This window comes from Pigmentiphaga litoralis, assembly GCF_013408655.1.
Taxonomy (GTDB): Bacteria; Pseudomonadota; Gammaproteobacteria; order Burkholderiales; family Burkholderiaceae_B; genus Pigmentiphaga; species Pigmentiphaga litoralis_A.
In genome coordinates, this window is record NZ_JACCBP010000001.1 from 3,258,950 (window position 1) to 3,281,166 (window position 22,217).

20 protein-coding genes are annotated in these 22,217 nt (G+C 64.2%); 9 read left to right on the plus strand and 11 right to left on the minus strand.

Annotation, left to right across the window (positions count from 1 at the left end):
• Positions 1-115 precede the first annotated feature (115 nt).
• The 5 genes from HD883_RS14735 to HD883_RS14755 all read left to right on the plus strand — a co-directional run bounded on the left by HD883_RS14735 (position 116) and on the right by HD883_RS14755 (position 5,468).
• Complete coding sequence (locus HD883_RS14735; RefSeq protein WP_179584169.1) at positions 116-994, plus strand: LysR substrate-binding domain-containing protein; 879 nt, start codon at positions 116-118, stop codon at positions 992-994.
• A complete protein-coding gene (locus tag HD883_RS14740) occupies positions 991-1,461 on the plus strand; it encodes a DUF6644 family protein (protein ID WP_179584167.1) in 471 nt (156 codons plus the stop codon). The genes HD883_RS14735 and HD883_RS14740 overlap by 4 nt, the downstream gene beginning before the upstream one ends.
• Positions 1,462-1,584: 123 nt before the next feature.
• Entirely contained in the window at positions 1,585-2,493 is a 909-nt protein-coding gene (locus tag HD883_RS14745) for a hypothetical protein (protein ID WP_179584165.1), read from the plus strand.
• Positions 2,494-2,754: 261 nt separating this feature from the next.
• The gene (locus tag HD883_RS14750) at positions 2,755-3,807 is read left to right on the plus strand and encodes a porin (protein ID WP_179584163.1); all 1,053 of its coding nucleotides are present in this window, start codon (positions 2,755-2,757) and stop codon (positions 3,805-3,807) included.
• A 26-nt stretch (positions 3,808-3,833) separates the two neighbouring features.
• The gene (locus HD883_RS14755) at positions 3,834-5,468 is read left to right on the plus strand and encodes a tannase/feruloyl esterase family alpha/beta hydrolase (protein ID WP_179584161.1); all 1,635 of its coding nucleotides are present in this window, start codon (positions 3,834-3,836) and stop codon (positions 5,466-5,468) included.
• A 55-nt stretch (positions 5,469-5,523) separates the two neighbouring features.
• On the opposite strand, the gene paoC is transcribed toward HD883_RS14755, so the two are convergent.
• From paoC to HD883_RS14780, 5 genes are all read right to left on the minus strand, one after another.
• The gene (paoC, locus tag HD883_RS14760) at positions 5,524-7,731 is read right to left on the minus strand and encodes an aldehyde oxidoreductase molybdenum-binding subunit PaoC (protein ID WP_179584159.1); all 2,208 of its coding nucleotides are present in this window, start codon (positions 7,729-7,731) and stop codon (positions 5,524-5,526) included.
• 200 nt (positions 7,732-7,931) lie between these two features.
• The gene (locus HD883_RS14765; RefSeq protein ID WP_179584157.1) at positions 7,932-8,243 is read right to left on the minus strand and encodes a type II toxin-antitoxin system RelE/ParE family toxin; all 312 of its coding nucleotides are present in this window, start codon (positions 8,241-8,243) and stop codon (positions 7,932-7,934) included.
• Positions 8,240-8,515 carry a YlcI/YnfO family protein gene (locus HD883_RS14770; RefSeq protein ID WP_179584155.1) on the minus strand — a complete coding sequence of 92 codons (276 nt, stop codon included), beginning with the start codon at positions 8,513-8,515 and terminating at the stop codon, positions 8,240-8,242. The genes HD883_RS14765 and HD883_RS14770 overlap by 4 nt, the downstream gene beginning before the upstream one ends.
• A 111-nt stretch (positions 8,516-8,626) precedes the next feature.
• Positions 8,627-9,394, minus strand: coding sequence for a substrate-binding domain-containing protein (locus HD883_RS14775; protein ID WP_179584152.1), 768 nt, complete (start codon positions 9,392-9,394; stop codon positions 8,627-8,629).
• A 41-nt stretch (positions 9,395-9,435) separates the two neighbouring features.
• Positions 9,436-10,566, minus strand: a complete 1,131-nt coding sequence (locus HD883_RS14780; RefSeq protein WP_179584150.1) for a Kelch repeat-containing protein — start codon at positions 10,564-10,566, stop codon at positions 9,436-9,438.
• A gap of 224 nt (positions 10,567-10,790) precedes the next feature.
• Here HD883_RS14780 and HD883_RS14785 point away from each other — a divergent pair, with 224 nt between their 5' ends.
• Positions 10,791-12,572, plus strand: coding sequence for a DUF4153 domain-containing protein (locus tag HD883_RS14785; RefSeq protein WP_179584148.1), 1,782 nt, complete (start codon positions 10,791-10,793; stop codon positions 12,570-12,572).
• Positions 12,573-12,597: 25 nt separating this feature from the next.
• On the opposite strand, the gene HD883_RS14790 is transcribed toward HD883_RS14785, so the two are convergent.
• Complete coding sequence (locus HD883_RS14790) at positions 12,598-13,515, minus strand: alpha/beta fold hydrolase (protein ID WP_179584146.1); 918 nt, start codon at positions 13,513-13,515, stop codon at positions 12,598-12,600.
• 116 nt (positions 13,516-13,631) lie between these two features.
• Between HD883_RS14790 and HD883_RS14795 the strand changes: the two genes are divergently transcribed.
• Positions 13,632-14,639: a LysR family transcriptional regulator gene (locus tag HD883_RS14795; protein ID WP_218863135.1), complete on the plus strand. Its 1,008-nt coding sequence runs from the start codon at positions 13,632-13,634 to the stop codon at positions 14,637-14,639.
• Here HD883_RS14795 and HD883_RS14800 read toward each other — a convergent pair.
• The 4 genes from HD883_RS14800 to HD883_RS14815 all read right to left on the minus strand — a co-directional run bounded on the left by HD883_RS14800 (position 14,593) and on the right by HD883_RS14815 (position 18,995).
• Complete coding sequence (locus HD883_RS14800; protein WP_179584144.1) at positions 14,593-15,471, minus strand: LysR family transcriptional regulator; 879 nt, start codon at positions 15,469-15,471, stop codon at positions 14,593-14,595. The two genes, HD883_RS14795 and HD883_RS14800, sit on opposite strands and share 47 nt — an antisense overlap.
• Positions 15,472-15,522: 51 nt before the next feature.
• Positions 15,523-16,368, minus strand: a complete 846-nt coding sequence (locus tag HD883_RS14805) for a pyridoxamine 5'-phosphate oxidase family protein (protein WP_373563370.1) — start codon at positions 16,366-16,368, stop codon at positions 15,523-15,525.
• A gap of 128 nt (positions 16,369-16,496) precedes the next feature.
• Entirely contained in the window at positions 16,497-17,108 is a 612-nt protein-coding gene (locus HD883_RS14810) for a glutathione S-transferase family protein (protein WP_179584140.1), read from the minus strand.
• A 960-nt stretch (positions 17,109-18,068) separates the two neighbouring features.
• Positions 18,069-18,995: a LysR family transcriptional regulator gene (locus HD883_RS14815; RefSeq protein ID WP_179584138.1), complete on the minus strand. Its 927-nt coding sequence runs from the start codon at positions 18,993-18,995 to the stop codon at positions 18,069-18,071.
• A 99-nt stretch (positions 18,996-19,094) separates the two neighbouring features.
• On the opposite strand from HD883_RS14815, the gene HD883_RS14820 reads away from it, so the two are divergent.
• Positions 19,095-19,424 carry a nuclear transport factor 2 family protein gene (locus HD883_RS14820; protein WP_179584136.1) on the plus strand — a complete coding sequence of 110 codons (330 nt, stop codon included), beginning with the start codon at positions 19,095-19,097 and terminating at the stop codon, positions 19,422-19,424.
• Between the two features lie 171 nt (positions 19,425-19,595).
• Positions 19,596-20,750: an iron-containing alcohol dehydrogenase gene (locus tag HD883_RS14825; RefSeq protein ID WP_179584134.1), complete on the plus strand. Its 1,155-nt coding sequence runs from the start codon at positions 19,596-19,598 to the stop codon at positions 20,748-20,750.
• 15 nt (positions 20,751-20,765) lie between these two features.
• Here HD883_RS14825 and HD883_RS14830 read toward each other — a convergent pair whose 3' ends face one another.
• Complete coding sequence (locus HD883_RS14830; RefSeq protein ID WP_179584132.1) at positions 20,766-22,214, minus strand: lyase family protein; 1,449 nt, start codon at positions 22,212-22,214, stop codon at positions 20,766-20,768.
• Between the last annotated feature and the right edge of the window lie 3 nt (positions 22,215-22,217).

Genomic DNA, 22,217 nt, shown 5'->3' on the forward strand with positions numbered 1-22,217 from the left:
AGCGAGTGAGCAGTGTGGCTAGCATGATAGGCACTGCGCCACGCACATGTTGTGATGAAAATTCGCATGTCCGTGAGTTCTGCTCACGCGTTCCGTTACTTCGCAGGCGATCTCCATGACGACACTTCCTCCGCTTCCCGCGATCCGCGCCTTTCTGGCCGCCTGCCGGACGGGAAGCTATACCGCCGCGGCGGATGAACTGGCGCTGACCCATGGCGCCATCAGCCGCCAGATCAAGGTGCTCGAAGACTGGCTGGGTCAGCCCCTGTTTGAAAAAGCGGGCCAGCGCATGCAGGCGACCGCGCACGCACAAGCCTTCGCGCGCGAAATGGGTGAAGCGCTGGAGCGCATCGACGATGCGGCGCGCCGCTACGGCCGCGGCACCGCCACGGCGCAATTGCGGGTCAGTGCGCCCGCGACCTTTGCGATGCGCTGGCTGCTGCCGCGCCTGCCGCGGTTTCATGCGCGCCATCCTGGCAGCCACGTCCAGGTCACCACGGCCACCACCCAGCAGATGACGCTGGCAGGAAGCTTCGACCTGACTATCCGCCGGTCGGCGCCACCCGCCGCGCATTACTCCGCCCTGCCGTTTTTCGAGGAATGGCACACCCTCCTCGCCGCGCCGTCCCTGCTGGCACGCCAACCGCTCGATACGCTTGATCAGTTGCAGAACCACTTGCTGCTGGAAACCGAAACCCGGCCGGGGCACTGGCAGCAGTGGCTGACGGCTGCGGGATTCACCGGCCGGGAACGCATGCACAGCCAACGCTTCGACCACTTCTACGTGACGCTGTTTGCCATGATCGACGGACTAGGGGTCGGCATCGGCCCGCTGCCCACGCTGTCGCTCGATGTCGATACCGGACGGTTGCACGCCCCGTTTCCGGACCTGCGTACCGCATCGCGGACGTACTACGCGCTGACCCCCAACAGCGTCCAAAAGACGGTGCTGCATCGCCAGTTCGAAGCCTGGCTGCTGGAGCAGAAGACATGAACCTGCTCGACACCCTCGCCGCCTGGCCCGGCGCCGTCTGGCTGACCCGATCGGGTACGGCCTATCTGTTCGTCAACGCCGCGCACATCTTTGGCATCGGCCTGCTGATTGGCGCGATCCTGCCGCTGGACCTGCGGCTGGCCGGCCTTTTTCGTTCGTTTCCCGTACAGGTGCTCGCGCCCTTCCTGTCCCGCGCCGCGGCGTGTGGCCTGGTGCTCGCATTGCTGACGGGCGCGTGGCTGTTCTCGGTCAAGCCTGCCGAGTATGTCGGCAACACCGCGTTCCTGTTCAAGATGGGCCTGCTCGCGTTCGCGCTGTTGAACGTCGCGGTGCAGCATGGCAGTCGGCATTACCGGCACGCGTTGGCGGGTGGACCGGTGCACGGCGTGGTGCGCGGTGTGGCGCTGGTATCCGCGGCGAGTTGGGTGGCCGTGCTGGTGGCGGGGCGGTGGATCGGGTTTCTTTGAAGCAACGCGCCAGCCGTGCGGCACACCCATTCAGCTACTGGTCAGACACTCGCCACGCCCCCGCCACATCCGATCCGCATGCTCTTCCCCTTGCGGATGGCCGCAAATCACGGGGAGAAGAACATGATGTCGATCAAGACTGGGGTAGTGGGGGCGGTACTGGGATGGTCGCTGGCGATGTCCGGCATGGCGCACGCCGACGTGCCTACCTCGCGCGAATACAAGGTGCTGCTCAGCCCGTCGCTGTTCGCGAATCAACCAAAGAACGCATCGAACGCCTATCTGGCGGACCTGAAAGCGGCGCTGGCCTCGGCGGGCTTTGACCGCACCGTGACCGGCACGTTTGCCAAGAACGATGAACGCACGGTGCGCTTCTATGACTCCCCCGGCAGCTGCGAGCTGCGCGCGCAATCCTATTCGTTTCGCGAACGGGTGGACAGCAAGCGGGAATCGACGCTCAAGTTCCGGTCGACGTCGCAGTCAGCGGCCGCAGGCGTGACCATCAAGGGCAGCGAGAGCAACGCGTCGTCCAAGTTCGAGATGGACAAGACAGCGTCGGTGGTTGCGTATTCGCGGTCGACCAAGCAGGACTTTTCGACCGGCAAGAACCTGAACAAGATGAAGGACATCAAGGACCTGTATCCGACCGCGACCGGCCTGAACGTGACGGCCGATGCCACGATGGCGATCGTCAGTGGGCTGACGATCTACGAGAAGACCTACGACGGCGCGACCAGCGACATCGGCCAGCAGGCGGCCGAGTTCTCGGTCTCGCTCTGGTACCTGAACGCCAGCGCGACCACACCTGCCGTCGCCGAAGCGTCATTCAAGGTCGAGGAAGGCAATGGCGACTTCACCACCAAGGTCACGCAGCGGTCCGAACTCATCTTTACGACGATGACGCAGATGAGTTCGTGGGTGGCCCCGACGGCTATCCCGAAAACGAATTGGGTCTATCAATACAACCCTTCGTTCTGCAACAGCCCGGCGCCTGCCGGCGCCGCGGCATCGTCGACGGCCATGCCGTTCTGACCAAAGACACGATGAAGGGATAACCCTTCATTGATGCACGCACGGTCATGCAGCCTTGTACGCAGCGTCATAGGCACGGGTGCCGGCGCTGCGTACAGTTCGGGCTGTCGTGACCGCCGCGCTGGCGCATCATTCATCCAAACAAAGACAGCGCGGCTCCCATCACAAGTGGTTGTGGTCACGGCGATCCACGCACGGCGTCCCTAGAACGCTGGCGTGGGGCCTCGCTTCGCCCCTCTCATTCTTGTCGACGGAGACATCATGACTTCTCGCGTTACCGCGACGCTCGCGCTCGCCTGCGCCACCCTGACCACCACCGCGTTCACCAGCGCCCATGCGCAAAGCAACGTCACGTTGTACGGCATTGTCGACTCCGGGTTCGTATATCAATCCGATCCGGTCACGGGCAGCGGCAGCAAGAAAAGCATCACTGGCGGCGGGCAGTCGGGCTCGCGCCTCGGCCTGCGCGGTACCGAAGACCTGGGCAGTGGCAACAAGGCGTTCTACACCCTGGAGATGGGCATCAATGCCGACGACGGCACGTCCACCCTGGGCGCGCTGTTCGGCCGCCAGGCCTTCGTGGGGATCGAGAACAACAAGCTGGGTTCCTTGAGCCTGGGCCGTCAGTACACCCCGTTCTATTCCATGACCTTCCTGACCAGTGACACCTTTGGCGTCGGCATGACGGGCGCGGCCATCAACCTGCAGAACGGCTTTACGCGCAGCAACAACAGCGCCATCTACAAGACGCCCACCTTCGCGGGCCTGACGGCATCGATCATGTATGCCGCCGGCGAAAGCACGCTCAGCACGTCGGCAGGCCGGTCGTACGCGGCGGCCGTGCTCTACCAGAACGGCGCATTGAAAGCATCGCTGGGTCACTACAACACCAACAACGCCACCGGCACGGCCAGCAGCTACGGCACCATGCTCGGCGCGAACTATGACCTGGGCCCGGTGATCCTGTATGGCGACATCCAGCGGCTGCGTTCCGACCTGAACGGCGTGCCCGGCGTGACCAAACAGGACACCAACGTGAACCTGTACAGCCTGGGCGCCCGCGTGCCGATCGGCAAGCACACCGTGTACAGCGCGGTCACCTACGCCGACGATCAACGCAAGATCGCCAACGCCGACGCAAAGGCCACGCATATTGCGCTTGGCTATACCTACCAGCTGTCCAAGCGCACCAATCTGTATAGCTCGGTTGCGAAGATCAACAATCGCAACGGCGCGCAGTACCAGATCATCAACGCGACCACGCCGGGCTACGGGCAGTTCGGGTTCGATCTGGGCATCCGGCATTTGTTCTGAACGACAACGAGGTACGGGAGGAAGACATGAAGATCACAATGTTGACGATGGCGGCTGCGATGCCGATCCTGATGGCCTGCGGCGGCGGCGATGACGACGCTTCGACAGGCACGCCACCCGCTGCCAACGCAGCGCCCCTGGCCCCCGACTGCACCGCGCTTGCGCGGGTGGTCACGCCGAATACCGTCATCAAGAGCAGTCTGATGGTCAGCGCAAACTCGGTGCAGTCGGACGGCGTGGTCATGCCCGCTCACTGCGTCGTCACCGGCGAGATCAATCCGCGTATCGGCGTCAACAACGTCCGCTACGGCATCAACTTTGAACTGCGGCTGCCGCTCGAATGGAACAAGCGCTTCCACTTCCAGGGCGGCGGCGGCGTGGACGGTGTGCTGCGCCCGGCGCTGGGCACCCTCAGGGCCGGCGTCGTGCCTGCGCTGTCGCAGGGCGCGGCGGTCGTCAGCAGCGACATGGGCCATACCGGCACCAGCACCCGCGACGCGACCTTCGGCCTGGATCCGCAGGCGCGTATCGACTGGGGCTATGCGTCGATGGACAAGGTCACGGTGCTGGCCAAGGACCTGATCACGCGCTTCTACGGCACGGCGCCGGCCTACTCGTATTACATCGGCAGCTCGGGCGGGGGACGCCAGGGCATGATCATGGCCCAACGCTTTCCCACGTACTTTGACGGCATCGTGTCCGGCGCGCCCATCCTGGAACAGCACATCAACCAGATCAGCTCGATGCAGATGCTGCAGCGGTTCACGGCCATTGCTCCGAAAGACGCCAACGGCCGCCCCATCCTGAGCCGGTCGTTTTCAGACGCGGACCTGAAGCTGATTGCGGACGGTGTCGTGGCCCAATGCGATGCGCTGGACGGCGTGGCTGATGGTCTGATCGAAAACTATCCTGCCTGCACCTACAACGTGGCAGCGTTGCAATGCAATGGCGCGAAGGCGGATACCTGCCTGTCGCCGGAACAGGTCAGCGCATTCACCGCGGTGATGGGCGGACCCAAGGACTCGTCGGGCAAGCAGCTCTACCCTGCCCCGCCGTGGGATACGGGCATCGGCGAACCCGAATGGCGGTCCGATCAGATCGGCACGGCAACCGGTCCGGTTCCCAACTCACGCAAGAGCACCAACGAGTCGATCAAGTACGTGTTCATGACGCCCGCCAAGCCGGACTTCGACTACCTGAAGTTCAACTTCGATACCGATCCCGCCACCATGCTTGCGTCGGCCGCGATCACCGCGTCCAACTCGACCGATTACACCGGCTTCAAGGCGCGCAAAGGCAAGCAGATCGTGTATGTCGGAATGTCCGATTATCTGAACAATCCGAGCGGGGTCAACCGCTGGTATCGCGAACTGGTGGCCGCCAATGGCGGGATGGACGCGACCAAGCAGTTCGTGCGCTTCTTCAATGTGCCGGGCATGGCCCATTCGGATGGCGGCAAGTCGCTGGATGAATTCGATCCGGTCACTGCGATCCATCAGTGGGTCGAAAAGGGCATTGCGCCGGAATCGATGCTGGCGAAAGGCGCCAGATTCCCGGGGCGCGAACGGCCGATCTGCGCCTATCCCAATATCGCCAGGTACGTGGGTAGCGGCAGCGTCGACAGCCCTGCCAGCTTCCGGTGCACCGCGCCGGCAGGCTGATCGTTGATGGCAAGGCGGCTGGCCCGCAAGGGCGGCCGACACGGGCTGCCGGCATTCACACCGCCGGCAGCCCTTCCAGGATCTTGTCCAACGTGACCGGATAGTCCCGCACCCGGACGCCGGTCGCGTTGTACACGGCGTTGGCAATCGCGGCGCCCACGCCGCAGATCCCGAGTTCGCCGACGCCCATGGCTTTCATGGGCGACATGGTCGGATCTTCGTCATCCAGGAAGATGACGTCCTGATGCGGAATGTCGGCATGCACGGGCACTTCGTACCCGGCCAGGTCGTGATTCACGAAAAAGCCCAGCCGGGTATCGACCACCATGTCTTCCATCAACGCGGCGCCAACACCCATCGTCATCGACCCGATCACCTGACTGCGCGCCAGCTTGGGATTCAGGATGCGGCCGGCATGGCAGACTGCCAGCATCCGGCGCACGCGCACTTCGCCCGTCGCGGCGTCCACAGCCACCTCGACAAAGTGCGCACCGAACGTTTGCTGCGCGAACCGCTGCGCCAGGTCCCCATAGGTCATCGCCTCTTCGGCAACCAGTTCACCGCCTTGTGCGGCCGCATGCAGCGGCGCGCTTCGGGCGCCATCAGTGACGGTACCGTCGGCAAAGGTCGCCGAGCCGGCATCGAATTCCAGCGCCGCGGTGATGCGTTCGCGCAGGGTCACGCAGGCGGCATACACACCCGACGTGGCGGACGCCGCGCCCCACTGCCCCCCGGACCCGGACGACACGGGAAAGGTCGAATCGCCCAGCCGCACCGTGACGCGATCAACGCCGACGCCCAGCATTTCGGCAGCGGTCTGCGCAAGGATGGTGTAGCTGCCGGTGCCGATATCCGTCATGTCCGTCTCCACCGTCACGTGCCCCTGCGCATCCAGGCGCACGCGGGCGGCTGACGTGGTGATCGGGGCGCCACGAATGGCTGCGGCAACGCCCAGGCCTATCCGCCAGCGCCCCTCACGCACCTGCGCCGGCTTGGCCTGCCGATGCGACCAGCCGAACTGCGCCGCACCCGTAGTCAGGCATTCGATCAGCTTGCGGGTGGAAAACGGGCGGTCAGGATTGGCCGGGTCCACCTGCGTATCGTTGACGATGCGGAACTGCACCGGGTCCATGCCGATTGTCTCGGCCATCTCGTCGATCGCAATCTCCAGCGCCATCAGGCCCGAGGCTTCTCCCGGCGCGCGCATGGCATTGCCTTCGGCCAAGTCCAGCACGGCAATCTTCAGGTCCGTCATCCGGTTCGCGCCGGCGTACAGCAGCTTGGTGGCTGCGGTCGCGGTCTCGAGGCTGCCACCCGGCAGATTGCCCGACAGGCTTTCATGACCGATCGCGGTGATCCTGCCGTCGGCGCTCGCACCGATCCGAATGCGCTGCATCGTGGCCGGACGGTGCGTGGTGTTGTTGAACATCAAGGTCCGCTGCAACGCCACCTTGACCGGACGGCCCGCCGCGCGCGCCGCCAGCGACGCCATCACCAGATCGGATGCAGCCGTCCCCTTGCCGCCAAAGCCTCCGCCGATATAAGGCGTGATCAGCCGGATGCTGTCGGGCGGAATGCCCAGGATCATGCCCAGGTCGCGCTTGCCCCAGGCCACCAGCTGCACCGTGCACCAACAGGTCAACTGGTTTCCGGACCACGACGCAATCGTGGCATGTGGCTCCATCATCGCGTGGGCCTGATCGGGCGTGCGGTAATGCGCGTCCAGCTTGAACGGCGCCGCCGCAAAGGCCCCTGCAAAGTCGCCCACTTCGGTATGCGCGGGTGATCGCACCTTTGCCGGGTCAGGCGCGGTTGCGCGCGCAGCCTCTGCGGCAAGGTCGAAGGCGCCGGACCCCGGCGCGTACCGCACCTGGACCAAATTGGCTGCGGCGCGCGCCTGCTCGAACGTTTCCGCCACCACCACCGCGACCGCCTGGTGATAGTGATCGACGTCCGGCCCGGCCAGCGCCCGGTCGACGTAGAAGCCCCCCACCCCGAGCTTGCCTGCGTTGTCGGCCGTGACGATGGCCAGCACGCCCGATGACGCTCCGGCGGCCGTCAGGTCCATCGATTCAATGCGCCCCTTGGCAATGGCTGCGCCCACGATCACGCCGTAGGCGGGCGGCCCACCCACGTCCTGGTTTTCGTAGGCGTACCGCGCCGTGCCGGTGGTCTTCAATGCGCCGTCAACGCGGTCCACCGGTTGGCCGATGACGACTTGTCGATCCGTGACATTGGGCCCGGCGGGTGTATCGAATTTCATGGAGACCTCGCGAGTGACAGGCCGAGGAGCAAGGTCACTCCGTCAAGCCGGAAGAAGGCGGCGCGGACGGGGGTGCGAGTGCCGTGGTCCGCGCTGCGCGAGCGGTGCCCGCCGGTCCATCATACGGGCGGAACGGGCGGGCATTGGGTGGCGGGAACTGCTTGGGGTTATGAATGCGGCTCAGGAGTGGGAACACCATCCTAGAAAAGATCGTCCTCACGTTGATGCCGCAAGGCAAGAACAGTCACGATGCCATGGGGCTCGATTTCAAACAGCGCAACGTATCCGGAAGACCCGAAAGGAACGATCAGTTCGCGCAGGTAAGGATTCTTGCCTGGATACGCTTTCCGACAGTTGAAGGGGGCTAACGAAAGATGTGCGATGCCGTGCCTGACGGCATCCAGCGCCCGATCTGCGATGACCTCGTTGCCCTCGTCACGCTCCAGAATGAAGTCGTAAAGCCGAAGCAGATCACGCTCTGCTTCTTGCGTGAAGCGGACCTGGTAGTTCATGTCGCGGTCTTGCGAGCCCGAGCCTTGGTCCGTGCGAGCGTCAATTTCTCCAACACTGAGTCAGCCGACACATAGTCGCCCGACTTGGCTGCGCGATCCCGAGATGCCAAGCCGCGAGCGACGAAGGCAGCCTCAGCCTGGCGCCGCTCGACCTGATAACGGATCGCCTGCTCGGCGAATTTGGACAGCGTTTCGCCTTCGCCAAGCACACCTTCGGCGGCCTCACGAAGTTGGGGGTCAACCCGTAACGGTGGGAACGTAGCGGTCTTCATATCAGCTCCATGCGATGCTTTTGCGATGCAATTGTAACTCGCATCGATCGCTTCAAGGCATGGAGTGAGACAAAGACATCACGCGGAAAAGTACGACGCGCAGATTCGGGATCAATGCTTCCCGACCGACTCCATGCCCTTTTCCTTCATCAGCATCGCCGTCTCCGGACCCGTCAACAGATCCAGAAACGCCTGCGCCGCCGCGGCGTGCTGCGAGGTCTTCGCCGCCGCGCCGGTGTAGGTCGTGTAATTCTGGATCGATGCGGGCAGCGGGCCGACCAGCGTCACCCCCTTGACCGGAACGATCTCGCTGATCTGGTGGATGCCCAACGTGGCGTCGCCCTTGACCAGCCGATCCGCCACATAGCCGCCAAACACCAGCACCGCCTTGGGTGCGATCTGGTCGGCGATGCCCCATTCCTTGAACAACTGCGCCAGATAGATCCCGCTCGACCCACCCGACGCCGGGTCGATGTACGCGACGTTCTTGGCATCGAGCAGGGTCTTCTTGAATTCTTCGACCGTGCCGATTGCCGGCATCGGCGCGCCCGCCGGCACCATGACGCCCACCCCTACGCGCGCCAGATTGGCCACGCTGTTGGCCGCCACTTTGTCCTTCGCGACCAGGTCCTTGATCAGGCTGGGCGTCAGGACCACCACATCGAACATCGCGCCCGCGTCGATCTTCTTGGCCAGGCCCCCGGCTGTGTCGTTCTCGACGGTGACCTTGTGGCCGGTGCGCTGCTCGAACACAGGGACCATCGCGACGACCACCTGCCGGAACGCCCCGGTCGTCAGGACCTTGATGTCGTCGGCACGCGCACCCGCCGCGGACAGACAGAGGGCGACGCCGGTAAGGGTAGAGAGCAGAACTCGCATTGCAGTGTCCTTCAGGTTGTCATACTGGCCGAGCGGAGTGCTCAGCCCAAGGTAAACGCTTCGTGTACCGATGATTGCAAGGAACCACCAAGCACCGGCCCCCCGCCCGCCACATAGATCCAGTCGCCGATCGCCGTCGCGGCGACGGCGTGGCGGGGGCTGATCATGGGGGCGTGGCGTTGCCAGGTGTTGGTTGCCGGGTCGTAGCTTTCCAGTTGCCCGTAGATGGCAGCCACCACGGGCACGCCGTTCTGCAGGATGCCGCCTTCGCCGCCCATACAGAAAATCCGGTTGCGATAGACAACCATGCCATGACCGGACCGCGCGGTGGGCATGGGCGCGCGCAGGTCCCAGGTGTCTTTCTGCACATCGTAGACATGGTGCAGGTCGGTGTTGAACTGGAAATTGTTGAAGCGGCCGCCGACCACGTGGATCGCGTTGCCGAAGGCGACACAGCCGACATGATCGCGGGCTGCGGGCAAGGGGCGGTGCAGTTCCCACTTGTCGGAGGCGGGATCGTAGACTTCGTGCCACGCAATGCTGGCGCGTTCCGGCGCGGGATCGGTGGCGCCGCCGATCAGGTGCACCTTGCAGTTCATAACCACGGCGGCCGCTGCGCCGCGCGGTCTGGGCAAGGGCGCCATGTCGAACCAGCGGTCGTCTTTCACGTCATAGAAGAACGCCTTGGTGTCGCAGCGGCGGTTCTGTTCGATGAAGCCGCCCAATGCATAGACCCGGCCGGCGTCGGCCACCACGGCGATATGGTTCGCGCCGCGGGGCACCTGCGCGGCGTCGTACCAGGCATTCTTTGAAGGGTCATACACCGTGTGATACGCGCGGTCGAACCGCCCTTCGCCGTAGCCGCCCACGACATGCATGCGTCCTTGCCACGCGGTCGCCCAGGCCATTTCGCTGCGCGGGATGGGCATGGCGGCGCGAGCTTCCCATCGGCCCAGGGGGCCTGCCGGCGCCGGGCTGTCGAAGACGCGCTGGGCTTCTTCGGACGGCGTCAGGTGGTGCGGCGCGCCGCCTTTCGACATGCTGTGATACGCGTGGTCGGACGGCGGGACGGGTTTGAGCGGGGCCAGGGGCGATGGCTGCGCCTGCGCGTGGACCCAGGCGGGCAGGGTAATCACGGAGGCGGCGGACGTGATGAAGGCGCGGCGATGCATGGAGCGCTCCAGGGAACGGGTGGCGTCCAAGCTACCGTCAAATCAGGGGGAAAAGCAATGGAATTGACGCGCCCCGACCTGCCGGCTGACGGTCCCGCTTTTTTGTGACCGGGGAACGTCTCTCTGGTAAGCAGGCATGTCGGCGCCGCCCCTGCGGTAGCCATCCGCGAGGGACGTAGGCACACTGTCGGACACTCCAGGCAGGCACCCACACCGATCCAGCTATGCGCCCCAGTATTTCGACGTCTTCCGTATCCCCCCTGCCCCACACCACGCCGCGCTTGTGGCTGCACGTCGCGCTTGGCGCTGCGCAAGGCGCCGGACTGTGGGGGCTGATCGAGCTGGCCGACCCGTCGCTGGCATTGCCTTATGGTCCCTTGCTCGTGGCCCTGATGTACGCCACGGCGGTCGCGCCATCGGCGTGGCATTTTTCGCATGATGGCTTTGCGAACGCGCGCACACGTATCGGCTTTGCCCTGGCAATGGCCGTGCTGTTTGCCGCGCTGGGCGCGCATGCTGCGCCGCGCGTGATCCATCCCCTCCATGACGTGTTTCCGGTGTCATTTGCATTCGTCAGTGCACTGCTGGCTTTTGTGATGGTGTGCCTGGCCTGCGGCGTGGACGTGCCACGCCGGCGCATCGTGTACGACCGTCTGTTCGAGATCGCCTGGCGCAACGCGATGCTGGTGGCGGTGGCCGTCGCCATCACGGGCCTGTTCTGGTTGCTGCTCTGGTCCGCGGCGTCATTGATGGAGAGCATCGGGCTGACCATCGTGCAGCGCGTGGTGAATCACGATGCCTTCCAGTATCCCGTGACCGGCGCGGTGCTGGGCCTGTCGATCGGCCTGGGTCTGACGCGGCCCGAGATGCATGCGACGCTGCGGCGCTTCTGGTTTGCATTGACGGTGTGGCTGCTGCCAGTGGCGTTGGCGTTCGCCGCCGTGTGGGTGGCCGCGCTTGTCTTTACCGGGGTCGAACCGCTGTTCGCGACCAAGCGCGCTGCAATGTATCTGCTATGGTTCTGCGCGCTGGCGGTCAAGTTCGTCAATGTCGCCTACCGGTTCGAGGGCGAGGCACCGGCCTATCGTCCGGGACTGGCGCGCGCGCTGCAATGGCTCTGGCTGACGATCCCGGTATTCCTGGCGCTGGCTGGATGGGCGCTTCTGGAACGCACCTTGCAACATGGACTGACGACCGACCGGCTGTGGGGCGGGCTGGTCTGGGTCCTGCTCGCCATGTACGGCGTGGGGTATGCCATGTCGTTGTGGCGACCGGGCCGGTGGATGCACACGGTGCCCTCCACCAACATTGCCGTCGCGATCGTCGGGGTGGTCCTGGCCGCTGCGTTGATCAGCCCGGTGGCCGATACGCGCAGGCTGGTGACGGCCGATCAGGTCGACCGGCTTGAACACGGCAAGGTCACGCCCGAAGACTTCGATTGGCAATACCTCGCCAGGAAGACGGGCCCGTATGGCCGCGATGCGCTGACCCGGCTTGCCGCGCAAGACACTGGCGACACCCGGCAGCAGGACATCAAACGCCTGGCCGCGGCGGCCTTGGCCGACTCTGACACCGTGCGGCAACCGCCCCCGCAATTGGCGGATGCGCGCCTGGACGCCACGCGCCGGATTCCGGTCAAACCGGATGGGCAGACGCTTGACGAGACCACTGCCCGATGGCTTGCCGATCCGGCCTACAAGGAAGAGGACTTCAACAGCATCTGTCTGGTCGAGCCGCAACGCTGCGCCCTCTGGATGGTGGACATCGACAACGATGGCGAACGCGAGCTGGTCGTGATGTCGGACGATCGGGGCAGCGTGCAGGCACTGCTTTATATCCGGTCGGCCACGGGCTGGCAGCGCCAGGGCCGCCTGGGCAGCTATGGTGGCCGCCAGAACCTGGCGGGCTGGCTGGCCGCGATCGACCGCGGTGACGTGCAGCGGGTGCCGCGCCGCTGGCCCGACTTGAAGGTCGGCAATCAAGTCCTGGAGGTCTATCCGTATTGATGCGCCGGCGCGCAAACGATGCCCGCTACTTGCCGTTCAGGAATCCCTGCACCATCCGCACCGTGGCGTCCGGCTGCTCTTCCATCAGCCAATGGCCCGAGTCCGCAATCACGCCTTCGGTCACATCGCTGGCGGCATGACGCATCACCGTTGCCATCATCGGGCCGAAGGATTTGTCGCCACCTATCGCAAGCACGGGCATCGCCAGTTTGCCTTGGGCAACGAACCGCGCGTTGTCGATCGCGTCCTGGTCAAAGGCCGCGAACTGCGCAAAGCCTGCGTGCATGGCGCCGGGCTGGGCATACAGCGCCGCGTAATGCGCGCGGGACGCCTCGCTGAAGCGTGCCGGGGATGCCGAGAACTCATTCCAGAACCTGTCCAGATAGATGCGTTCGCGACCCGCAACCAGCCGCTCCATGTCGGGCCCGCCAAAACGGAAATGCCACAACAGTGGATTCTTGAGGATGGTTTCCCAGGGGCCGACGCCGGGCAAGGGTGCGTCCATCAACACGAAGCGCGATACACGATCCCGGTGTTCGGCAACGAAGGCATACCCCACCATGTTGCCGATGTCATGGGCGACGACCGCGGTTTGCCCGACCTTCAACGCGTCGAGCACGCCCGCAATGTCCCTGCCCTGCGTTGCCTTGTCGTAGCCTGCCGCCGGCTTGTCGGACAGTCCCATCCCGCGCAAGTCGGGCACGATGACGCGATGCGTGCTGGCCAGTGCGGCCGCCAGCGGCGCCCACATGTCGCCGGTCTCGCCATAGCCATGCAGCAGCACGACCGCTGCCGGCCCCGTGCCACCCACGCGAACATGCAGCGTCGTGCCATTGGTCGCGATGCGTTGATCGACAAAGGACGGCGGGAAGGGCGTAAGCTGCGCAAGGGCGGGCGCGGCAGCGCTCATTGCGAGCACGCCTGCAAGGAAGGAAAGACGCATCGTTGATCTCCTGGCCACGGCGCACCAGCGCGCCCTGACCCGTCATGATGATCTGCGTTGAACGTCCGGACTAGGCGGCGAAAACAGATTCTGGTTTCCGGGAACGACGAACGATCATGAAGCTCGACGGCATCTCCGCTTTCGTATCGACGGCCGATGCCGGTTCCATCAGCGAGGCCGCGCGCCGGCTGGCGCTGCCCAAATCGGTCATCAGCGCACGACTGGCAGAGCTGGAGCGGTCGCTCGACGCTCACCTGGTGCAGCGCACGACCCGCAAGCTCACGCTGACCGAAGATGGGCAGGCCTTTTTGGTGCGGGCGCGGCACATTCTGACCGAAGTGGCCGACGCACAAGCCGAGATCGCCGAACGGCGCGGAACATTGGTCGGATCCTTGCGCCTGTCCGCGCCCGTCAGCTTCGGCATTCTGCACCTGGGCCCGGCCCTTTACACCTTCCTGCAACATCATCCCGGCATCGACCTGACCCTGGATCTTGACGATCGTTTTGTCGAGGTTGCCGCCGACGGCTTCGACGCGGTGCTTCGCCATGGCCCGGTCGCCGACAGCCGGCTGATCGCCCGGCGCCTGGTGACGACGCGCCGACGGCTGGTGGCGTCGCCCGCCTATCTTGCGGCGCATGGACGGCCGACCTGCGTGGATGAACTGTGCGATCACGCCGGCATTCTTTACACGAATCGCGAGGCCGACTGGCGCTTTCACATCGATGGGGCCTGGACCGTTGCCCGGCCGCGCCGTGCGCTGCGTGTCAACAATGGCATCGTGATGCGCGACGCGGCCCTGGCCGGTCTGGGGCTGAGCTTGCTGCCCACCTTTTTTATCGATGCCGAATTGCGAGCCGGAACCTTGATGGCAGTGGACGTGGGCGCCACGGCAGAGGGGGCCGAGCTGTACCTTGCTTACCCCGGCGATCGGCGCGCCTCGGCCAAGGTGCTGGCCCTGACGGAAAGCTTGCGACGCAGCTTTGGCGATCCGCCGTATTGGGATCGCGACGGCTTGCCGGGCGATGACGGGACGCAGCACCTTACTGGCGCGCAGGACCTTACCGGCGCGGGGAACCTTACCGACTCGACAACCGCTTGGCCGCGAGGTCCACGAACGCCCTGACCTTGGCCGGCGCGTGGCGCCCTGCCGGATACACCACATGAATGGGCAGCGGCGGCTCTTCATGATCGGCCAGTACGATCACCAGCCGGCCGTCTGTCAACGCGGATGCGATCTGGTATTCCGGCACCCGCGCCACGGCCATCCCGGCGATCGCGGTGGCAATGACGGCCTCATTGGTGTTCGACTGCAACCACGTCTGCACCGTGACTTTATGGTCCCCGGCAAAGCGCCATTCCGGCGACACCCAGGCACCCGTGGACGCGGCAACACGATGGTTGCGCAGGTCCGCCGGGACCGTGGGCGTGCCATGGGCCGCGAAGTACGAGGGCGCGCCGCAGACGACGCGCCTGACTTCGCCGACCTTGATGGCCGTGTAGCCCGAGTCCGGCAAGTGGCCGATGCGCACGGCCACGTCGATGCCCTCTTCCACCAGATTGACCGGCCGATCCACGAACAGGGTTCGTGCATTGACGGCCGGATGGGCGCGCAGGAATTCATGAACGACCGGCAAGACGTGCATGTGCCCGAACAGCGCCGCGGCGGTAAGGGTCAAGGTACCCGAGGGCGTCGCGTACGAACCCGCGGCAGAGGCCTCGGCTTCGGTGATCTGCGCCAGGATGCCGCGGCAGTCGTCCAGGTATTGGCTGCCCGACTCGGTCAGCTTGACCGATCGTGTCGTGCGCACCAGCAGCCGCGCGCCGATCGCGTCTTCCAGCGCGGCAACGGCGCGCGTGACCGCCGGCGGGCTCATGTGCAACTGCCGCGCGGCTTCGGAAAAGCTCTCGGTTTCCGCGACCTTCACGAAGATCCGCATTGACTGCCAACGATCCACTTTGCCTTCCTGTGCTATCGGTTTCCGGCATGTTACGCGTAAGGTCTCGGATCACCCAGCGACCCTGCTGCGCAGAGCGAGCGCCCCAGGCCGTCGCACGATACGCCGCGGGCGAAAGGTCCACAGCCGTTCCGCCCCTTCAAAGGCCGCCATGTCCGGCGAGTCCAGGATCACCCTGGCATCGCCCGTCATCTGCAGGATGTTTCCGTTGACGAAATCAACGAACAGCAAGCCCGCCTGCCCGTTCAACACAAGATTGCCTAGCGTCGAAAAGAACTGGTTGCCGCTGAAATCCGGAATCGTCAGCAAACCGCTGTCGTCCACATGCACGAAACCGACCGGGCCACCCCGGTGCGACACATCGACCTGACGACGGGATTCCAGGTCGGCATACGACGCGACAAAGAACGTTTCCGCCGCGCGGATCATGTTGGCTGCTTGCGCATCCAGCCTGTCAAGGTTTTCGACACTGCCGGTGTACGGCTGCGCCGGATCCCGTACCGGGGCGACATCGCGCACCTTGATATACCGCGGGCAATTGCCGAAACTCTGATCAACCTGCACCCGCCACCCCTGAGCCGTTGGCTCGACCACCCCGTTCATCCGATTGCGGCGGCGCGTATGCATTTCGATGCCCAGCAGACCAATCGGGTCGCCTGCCCGCAGTCCTGCCTGCGCCGGATCGTTGACATCAGTAACTGTTGCGATATCGAGCGCAGTCGACGTCGGCGATGACATGAACCCCGGCTTGCCCGCAAGCATCGTGGCCCAGGCGTTCCCCTCCTCGTCGACACTACCCGCCACTACGAACGGCAGCTGAGCGAAGAACTCGCGATGCTGGTCGAGCATGTGATCGCGCACGATGCGCGGACCGATCGCCTCCATCCGGTCGGCCACCCCCAGTTGCTCCTGAAGGGCCTTTTCACCTGCATGCCAGGTGGGCAGCGTGGACAGGGTAGTTGTCATCATCAACGTCCTTGAAGGGGTGCAACAGGTGCTTGGCCAGAAGCCGTTGGCCGGATACGTCAGGCCGACAGCCCGATTGGCGTCTTCTTGAAAGGGACGAAGCCCGGCAACGCCTCGACCCGGCGCAGCAAGGCATTCACGGCCGGGTAGCCCGACAGATCCACATTGCCCTCCGGTGCCTGCGCGACGTAGCTATAGATGGCCACATCGGCAATCGTCGGCCCCTCGCCCACCAGCCACTCGCGATCCGTCAGGTGCTGCTCCATCTTGGACAGGATCGCGTGGGCGCGAGCGATGACCTCGTCCGCATGGAACTTCGCGTTGAACACCGTAATGAGCCGCGCCGCTGCCGGCCCGTATGCCACCTCACCGGCCGCAACCGACAGCCAGCGCTGCACCGCCGCCGCACCGCGCGCGTCGTCGGGCAGCCAGTCGGTGCGGCCTGTCTTTTTGGCGAGGTAAACGAGGATGGCGGTCGAGTCCGAGATCACGACACCGTCGTCATCCAGCACGGGCACCTGGCCGAAGGGGTTCATGGCGAGGAACGCGGGCTGCTTGTGCGCGCCGTTAGGCAGGTCGACTTCGATCAATTCGTGGGGGATGTCGATGAGCGACGCGAACAGGACGGCGCGATGGGCATGGCCGGACAGGGGGAAGTGATAGAGCTTCATGGGTCGTCTCCGAAAGGATCGGGAGAGGCCCCGTTCCATGACCCAGACGATACTTAGGGTGGCGGGTAAATAGAATACGCTTTATCTGGAGTGGTTAATTCCAGATAAAGGAATAATTGGCGCGCTAGGCGATGGGAATGTTGGAACTTATGAACTCGCGAGTCAGCTTTGCCATCCCCTTTTTTCCTAAAGAAGCTGGCTTTGATTCCGTTATTAGCTAGGGCCGAGCAACGCCGCTCCGATCAATGCGATAGGACCTTTTTCCTAGCTACGGCGGCCGGTCGTCAACCGACATAAGAATAGTTTCGTTAGGGGCGAAAATGCGTGTCAGACAATTAATCGCGGCAGCCGTAATTGGACTGGCCGTCGTGCTGGCCGGTTGCGCGAGTGAACCGCAAAAGCATGTTGATACTTGCAAGGAATTAGCTACAAACGCAGTGGCACATATCGAGTGCGTACAAGGCAGGCTTCGATCAGACCCATTTACTCCGCAAGACGTGCAGTCGCGAATCGACTTTATGGCTGTATCGGCACGCAGCCTTGACGCAAGGATGGCAGCTGGAGAAATCACGCGCGAAGAGGCACAAGCAACATATGAAACGTTAGGGCGGGAGTTGGACAGGCCACCGGCACCGGGCAGCTCGACGGTTTACCTGTCCAAAGAAACCTTGGACGTCATCAGGCTTCCGGCCGACACGCCAGCCTTCAGTCGATTTATTCAACCGGCGCCATCTGCACGAGGCGCATACACCAACCTTCTCACCGAGAGCAAGACCGAGCCAAGTGGAAGCAGCGCGCCTTGCGTTTTGTCGACATGTGGCTCAACCTCCGTCAAAGGGTATTACCGGAAAGACGGGACGTACGTTCGTCCGCATACGCGGTCATCGTCCGGGTCTGGAAGGGGACGACGGTAGTAAACCCAGTCTTCATGGCAAGCCTGCGGAAGCAAGCCCGTGGGACTCAGCGCCCGCCATGTTCCAACTTAGCGTCCAAATCCCGATCCACCAAACAATCAATGAACGCCCGCAGCGCCCGCGGCACATGCCGTCTGCTCGGGTAGTACAGAAACAGCCCCGGCCGCACGATCGACCAATCGGCAAGCACCTGGACCAACTCCCCCTCGGCCAGGTGTCCATCGACGCGCTGCCGATCGAACGCATAGGCAATGCCCAGGCCCTGCACCGCCGCGGCCACGCCGATGTCCGAATCGTTGGTGACCAGCGGACCCTCGGCCGCGATCTCGACGCGTTTGCCGCGTTTGGCGAATTCCCATCGATACGCGCGGCCATCGATGCCCAGCCGCCAGTTGATGCACGCATGGTCATGCAAATCAGCCGGGGTCTGCGGCACGCCGTGCTGCGCAAGGTAGGCCGGTGACGCGACGGCGACCATCCTGACGTCCGGCGTCAGGCGCACCGCGATCATGTCCTGTTCGACCCGGCCGCCGACACGGATGCCGGCGTCGAACCGGCCGGCGATGAGGTCGCTCAGGTTGTCATCGACAACGATGTCGAGTGTGACGTCGGGGTGGGCGCGATGGAAGCGGCCAAGGCGCGGTGCGATGACCTGCCTGGCGGCCATGCCCAGGGTGTTGATGCGAAGCGTGCCGCGCGTCTGGCCCGCTGCCGCGGTGACTTCGGCGACGGCAGCGTCCATGTCCCGGAACAGCGGGGCGATGCGCTCATACAGTTGCGCGCCGCTGGTCGTGGGCGCCACGCTGCGGGTGGTGCGGTTCAGCAGTCGCGTATCCAGGCGCGCTTCAAGCAGGCGGATGGTCTGGCTCAAAGCCGAAGGGGACACGCCCAGGAATTCAGCGGCACGGGCAAAGCTTGCTCGCTCGACGACCGCTGCAAATGCCTTCAGCTCGGCAAATTCGGATCCGCGCATTATGGTGCGTTCTCTTCATTGGGTTTGTGGATTCTAGGTGATTCCCTACATGAGAGCCAAGGCGCATTCTGATGGCGACATCAACAAGGAGCCATCACCATGAGCACGCTCAAGTTTCCCGCACCTATCGCTGCGTACTTCGCAGCCGACACCCTTAGCCCTGAGGCCGTTGCCCGCTGCTTTGCCGTGAACGCAGTCGTGAAGGACGAAGGCCACACCCACACCGGCCGGGATGCCATCCGGGCTTGGAAAGCCGACGCGTCCGCCAAGTACACCTACACGACGGAACCGTTGTCCATCACCCAGCAAGACGGACAGCATCTGGTTCGCAGCCGGGTCACTGGCAACTTTCCCGGCAGCCCCATCGACCTCCGCTATCGCTTTCATCTGGAAGGCGATCTGATTGCGTCGTTGCAGATCGCGTCATGACATTCGCTCTGCCACTGCGCGTGTGGGATGACCAGGCGCATGTGATCGATGGCGGCACGGTGCCCGCGGTGTAGATCGCGCGGGACATGCGAAGGCGAACCGGGTAAGGTCAGGAAAGCAAGCGATGGGCGGCCTTCCCGGTCGCCTCGACAACGCCGCAGGAGACGCCCCATGAGGTCCTTCGCGTTCCAGACCGTGCCGCAGATCGTTCTTGAATACGGGGCCGCCCGCCGCTTGAGCGACATTCTGGGGACCCGGTTCAGCCCGTCGCGCGTGTGCCTGGTGACCGACCGTTTTCTTCATGAAAGCGGATTGCTCGGCCCCATGCTGGACAGCCTGCGCGCCACCGGATGGCAGGTGCTTGTCGTGGACGATGTGGTGGCCGATCCGCCTGAAGACGTAGTGATGGATGCCGCTCGCCGCGCGGCCGAGCATGGCACGCAAGTGGTCTTAGGCGTGGGTGGCGGGTCATCCATGGATGTGGCCAAACTTATTGCCGCGTTGCTGGCGTCTCCGCAACCGTTGACCGAGATGTACGGCATCGGCAACATCACCGGCCACCGCTTGCCACTGATACAGGTGCCGACCACGGCCGGCACGGGATCGGAGATGACCAACATCTCGATCGTGACCACCGGCGCAACGACCAAGTCGGGCGTCGTTGCGCCGCAGCTGTATGCCGACCTGGCCGTGCTGGATGCCGAACTGACATTGGGTCTGCCGCGCGCGATCACCGCTGCGACCGGCATCGACGCGATGGTGCATGCGATCGAGGCGTACACGTCGGCGCACAAGAAGAACCCGCTGTCGGACGCGCTGGCCCGCCAGGCCTTGGGATTGCTGTCGACGCACTTGCTGCGCGCCTGTGACGACGGCCAGGATCGCGACGCGCGGGAGGCGATGCTGCTCGGCGCGATGCTGGCGGGGCAGGCGTTTTCGAACGCGCCGGTGGCGGCCGTGCATGCGCTGGCCTATCCGCTGGGCGGGCGTTTTCATGTGCCGCATGGGCTGTCGAATGTGTTGGTGTTGCCGCATGTGCTGCGCTTCAACATGCCGGCGGCGGCGTCGGCCTATGCGGAGCTGGCCGGGATTGTTGCGCCCGATGTGCAGGGCTCGCAGGAAGAGCGCGCCGATGTGCTGGTGCGCTGGAGCGAGGGCCTTGCTGCAAAGTGCGGCATCGCGACCCGGTTGCGCGACGTGGGCGTGGCCGAGACCGACCTGGACATGCTGACGGATGACGCGATGTTGCAGACGCGATTGTTGATGAACAATCCGCGGCCGGTGGAGCGGGAAGATGCCAGGGCGATGTACGCGGCGGCGCTGTAAGAACCCGCACGCTGTTTATTGCGTCGACGCAAAGGCGGTATCAAGCAAGGCGGATGCGGCAGCCAACGCGTCACGCTGCTTCGTAAGCCATGCCGCGTCGGCAGCGATACGCGCCAGACCCGCCGTCATCATGCGATCGACTTCCGCAGGTTGAGGTCCCCCCAGGCAGGCTGCCCTGGCCACCAGGTTGGCCGACGACAACGATGTCTTGAAGGCATCTTCATCAAGCGGCAGGACGGCTGGCAAGATGCCCGCTTGACGGGCACTGTCTGCATACAGGCTTCGTGCCACGTCATACGGAAAATGGGCGGGACGCCATCCGTTTGCCTTGCCATATCGGACGAGCGCCGACGCAAAATGATGCCCCACATGAAAGGGCACGTTGTGCAACTGTTGCAGCACATCGGCCAGTTCCGGCGTAGCGGAATATTCGGCGTCCACTTCCTGCCGCGCCACCGCCTCATCAAAATCAAGATGCCGCACCAGGCGAGCGACGTCATTCATCAATTGCGTGTACTGCGCCATCGCAAGATTGGGCTCACTTCGTTTGGAGTCCGGCATGCCGTGCGGCACGTTGTGCGAGCGCAGGGTGTAGGTCATGGCCGTTCCGATCAGTACGCTGGCCTGCTGGCGCACATGGTTCAGCAGGGTCGGGTTCACCTTGTGCGGCATGCTGGAGCTGGTGCCCGTCAATCCGGGGCCTTCGGCAATCGTGAACCACGGCGTGGTACGCGCGTACTGCGATTCCAGATCAGACGCCAGGGTTCCGACGATGATCGCTGCCGAGGTCGCGGCGCTGACCACCTTTGCCCCTGCGCCAATGATCGACAACTCATTGGCAAACAGTGAATTTTCAATGACGCACGCAAAGCCCAGCAGGTCCGACAGTCGCTGCCGATTGAGCGGAAAGCTCGACGTCGCCACCGCGCCCGCGCCAAGGGGCGACTGATTGACGGTGTCGTAGGCCTGCTTGAGGTTATCGAATTCAACGTCGAGCGCCGCAGTGTAGGCACTGATGTAATGCCCGACAGGCACGCCTGCCGATTGCCGGCCCTGCGTGTAGACCGGTAGCAGTGAACGCTTGTGGCGTTGGCCAAGGTCCATCAACGCCTGCCGCGCCGCGTTCAGCACATCCAACGCGCCCAGAATGGCAGGACGCAGCAACAGTCGCCGGCTCGTCGCCACGATATCGACGCGGCTTCGACCGCAATGCAGCGTCGATACCTCGATCCCCCCGATAGCGATCAACTGGGGTTCGATCTGCTGATAGTCCCCGGTGCGCACAACACCGGGCCGCAGCATGGCCAGGTCAAGGGCGGCAATGGTCCTGGCGTTGTTCCGCGCCGTTGCCATGTCGATGATGCCGGCTTCAAGCAGCGCGACATTGGCGGCCTTGTTCATCTGGCTGAGCCAGTGATACTCGTCGTCAAGCGGGCCCACCCGGTCTGATGCCTCCTGATTCACGGC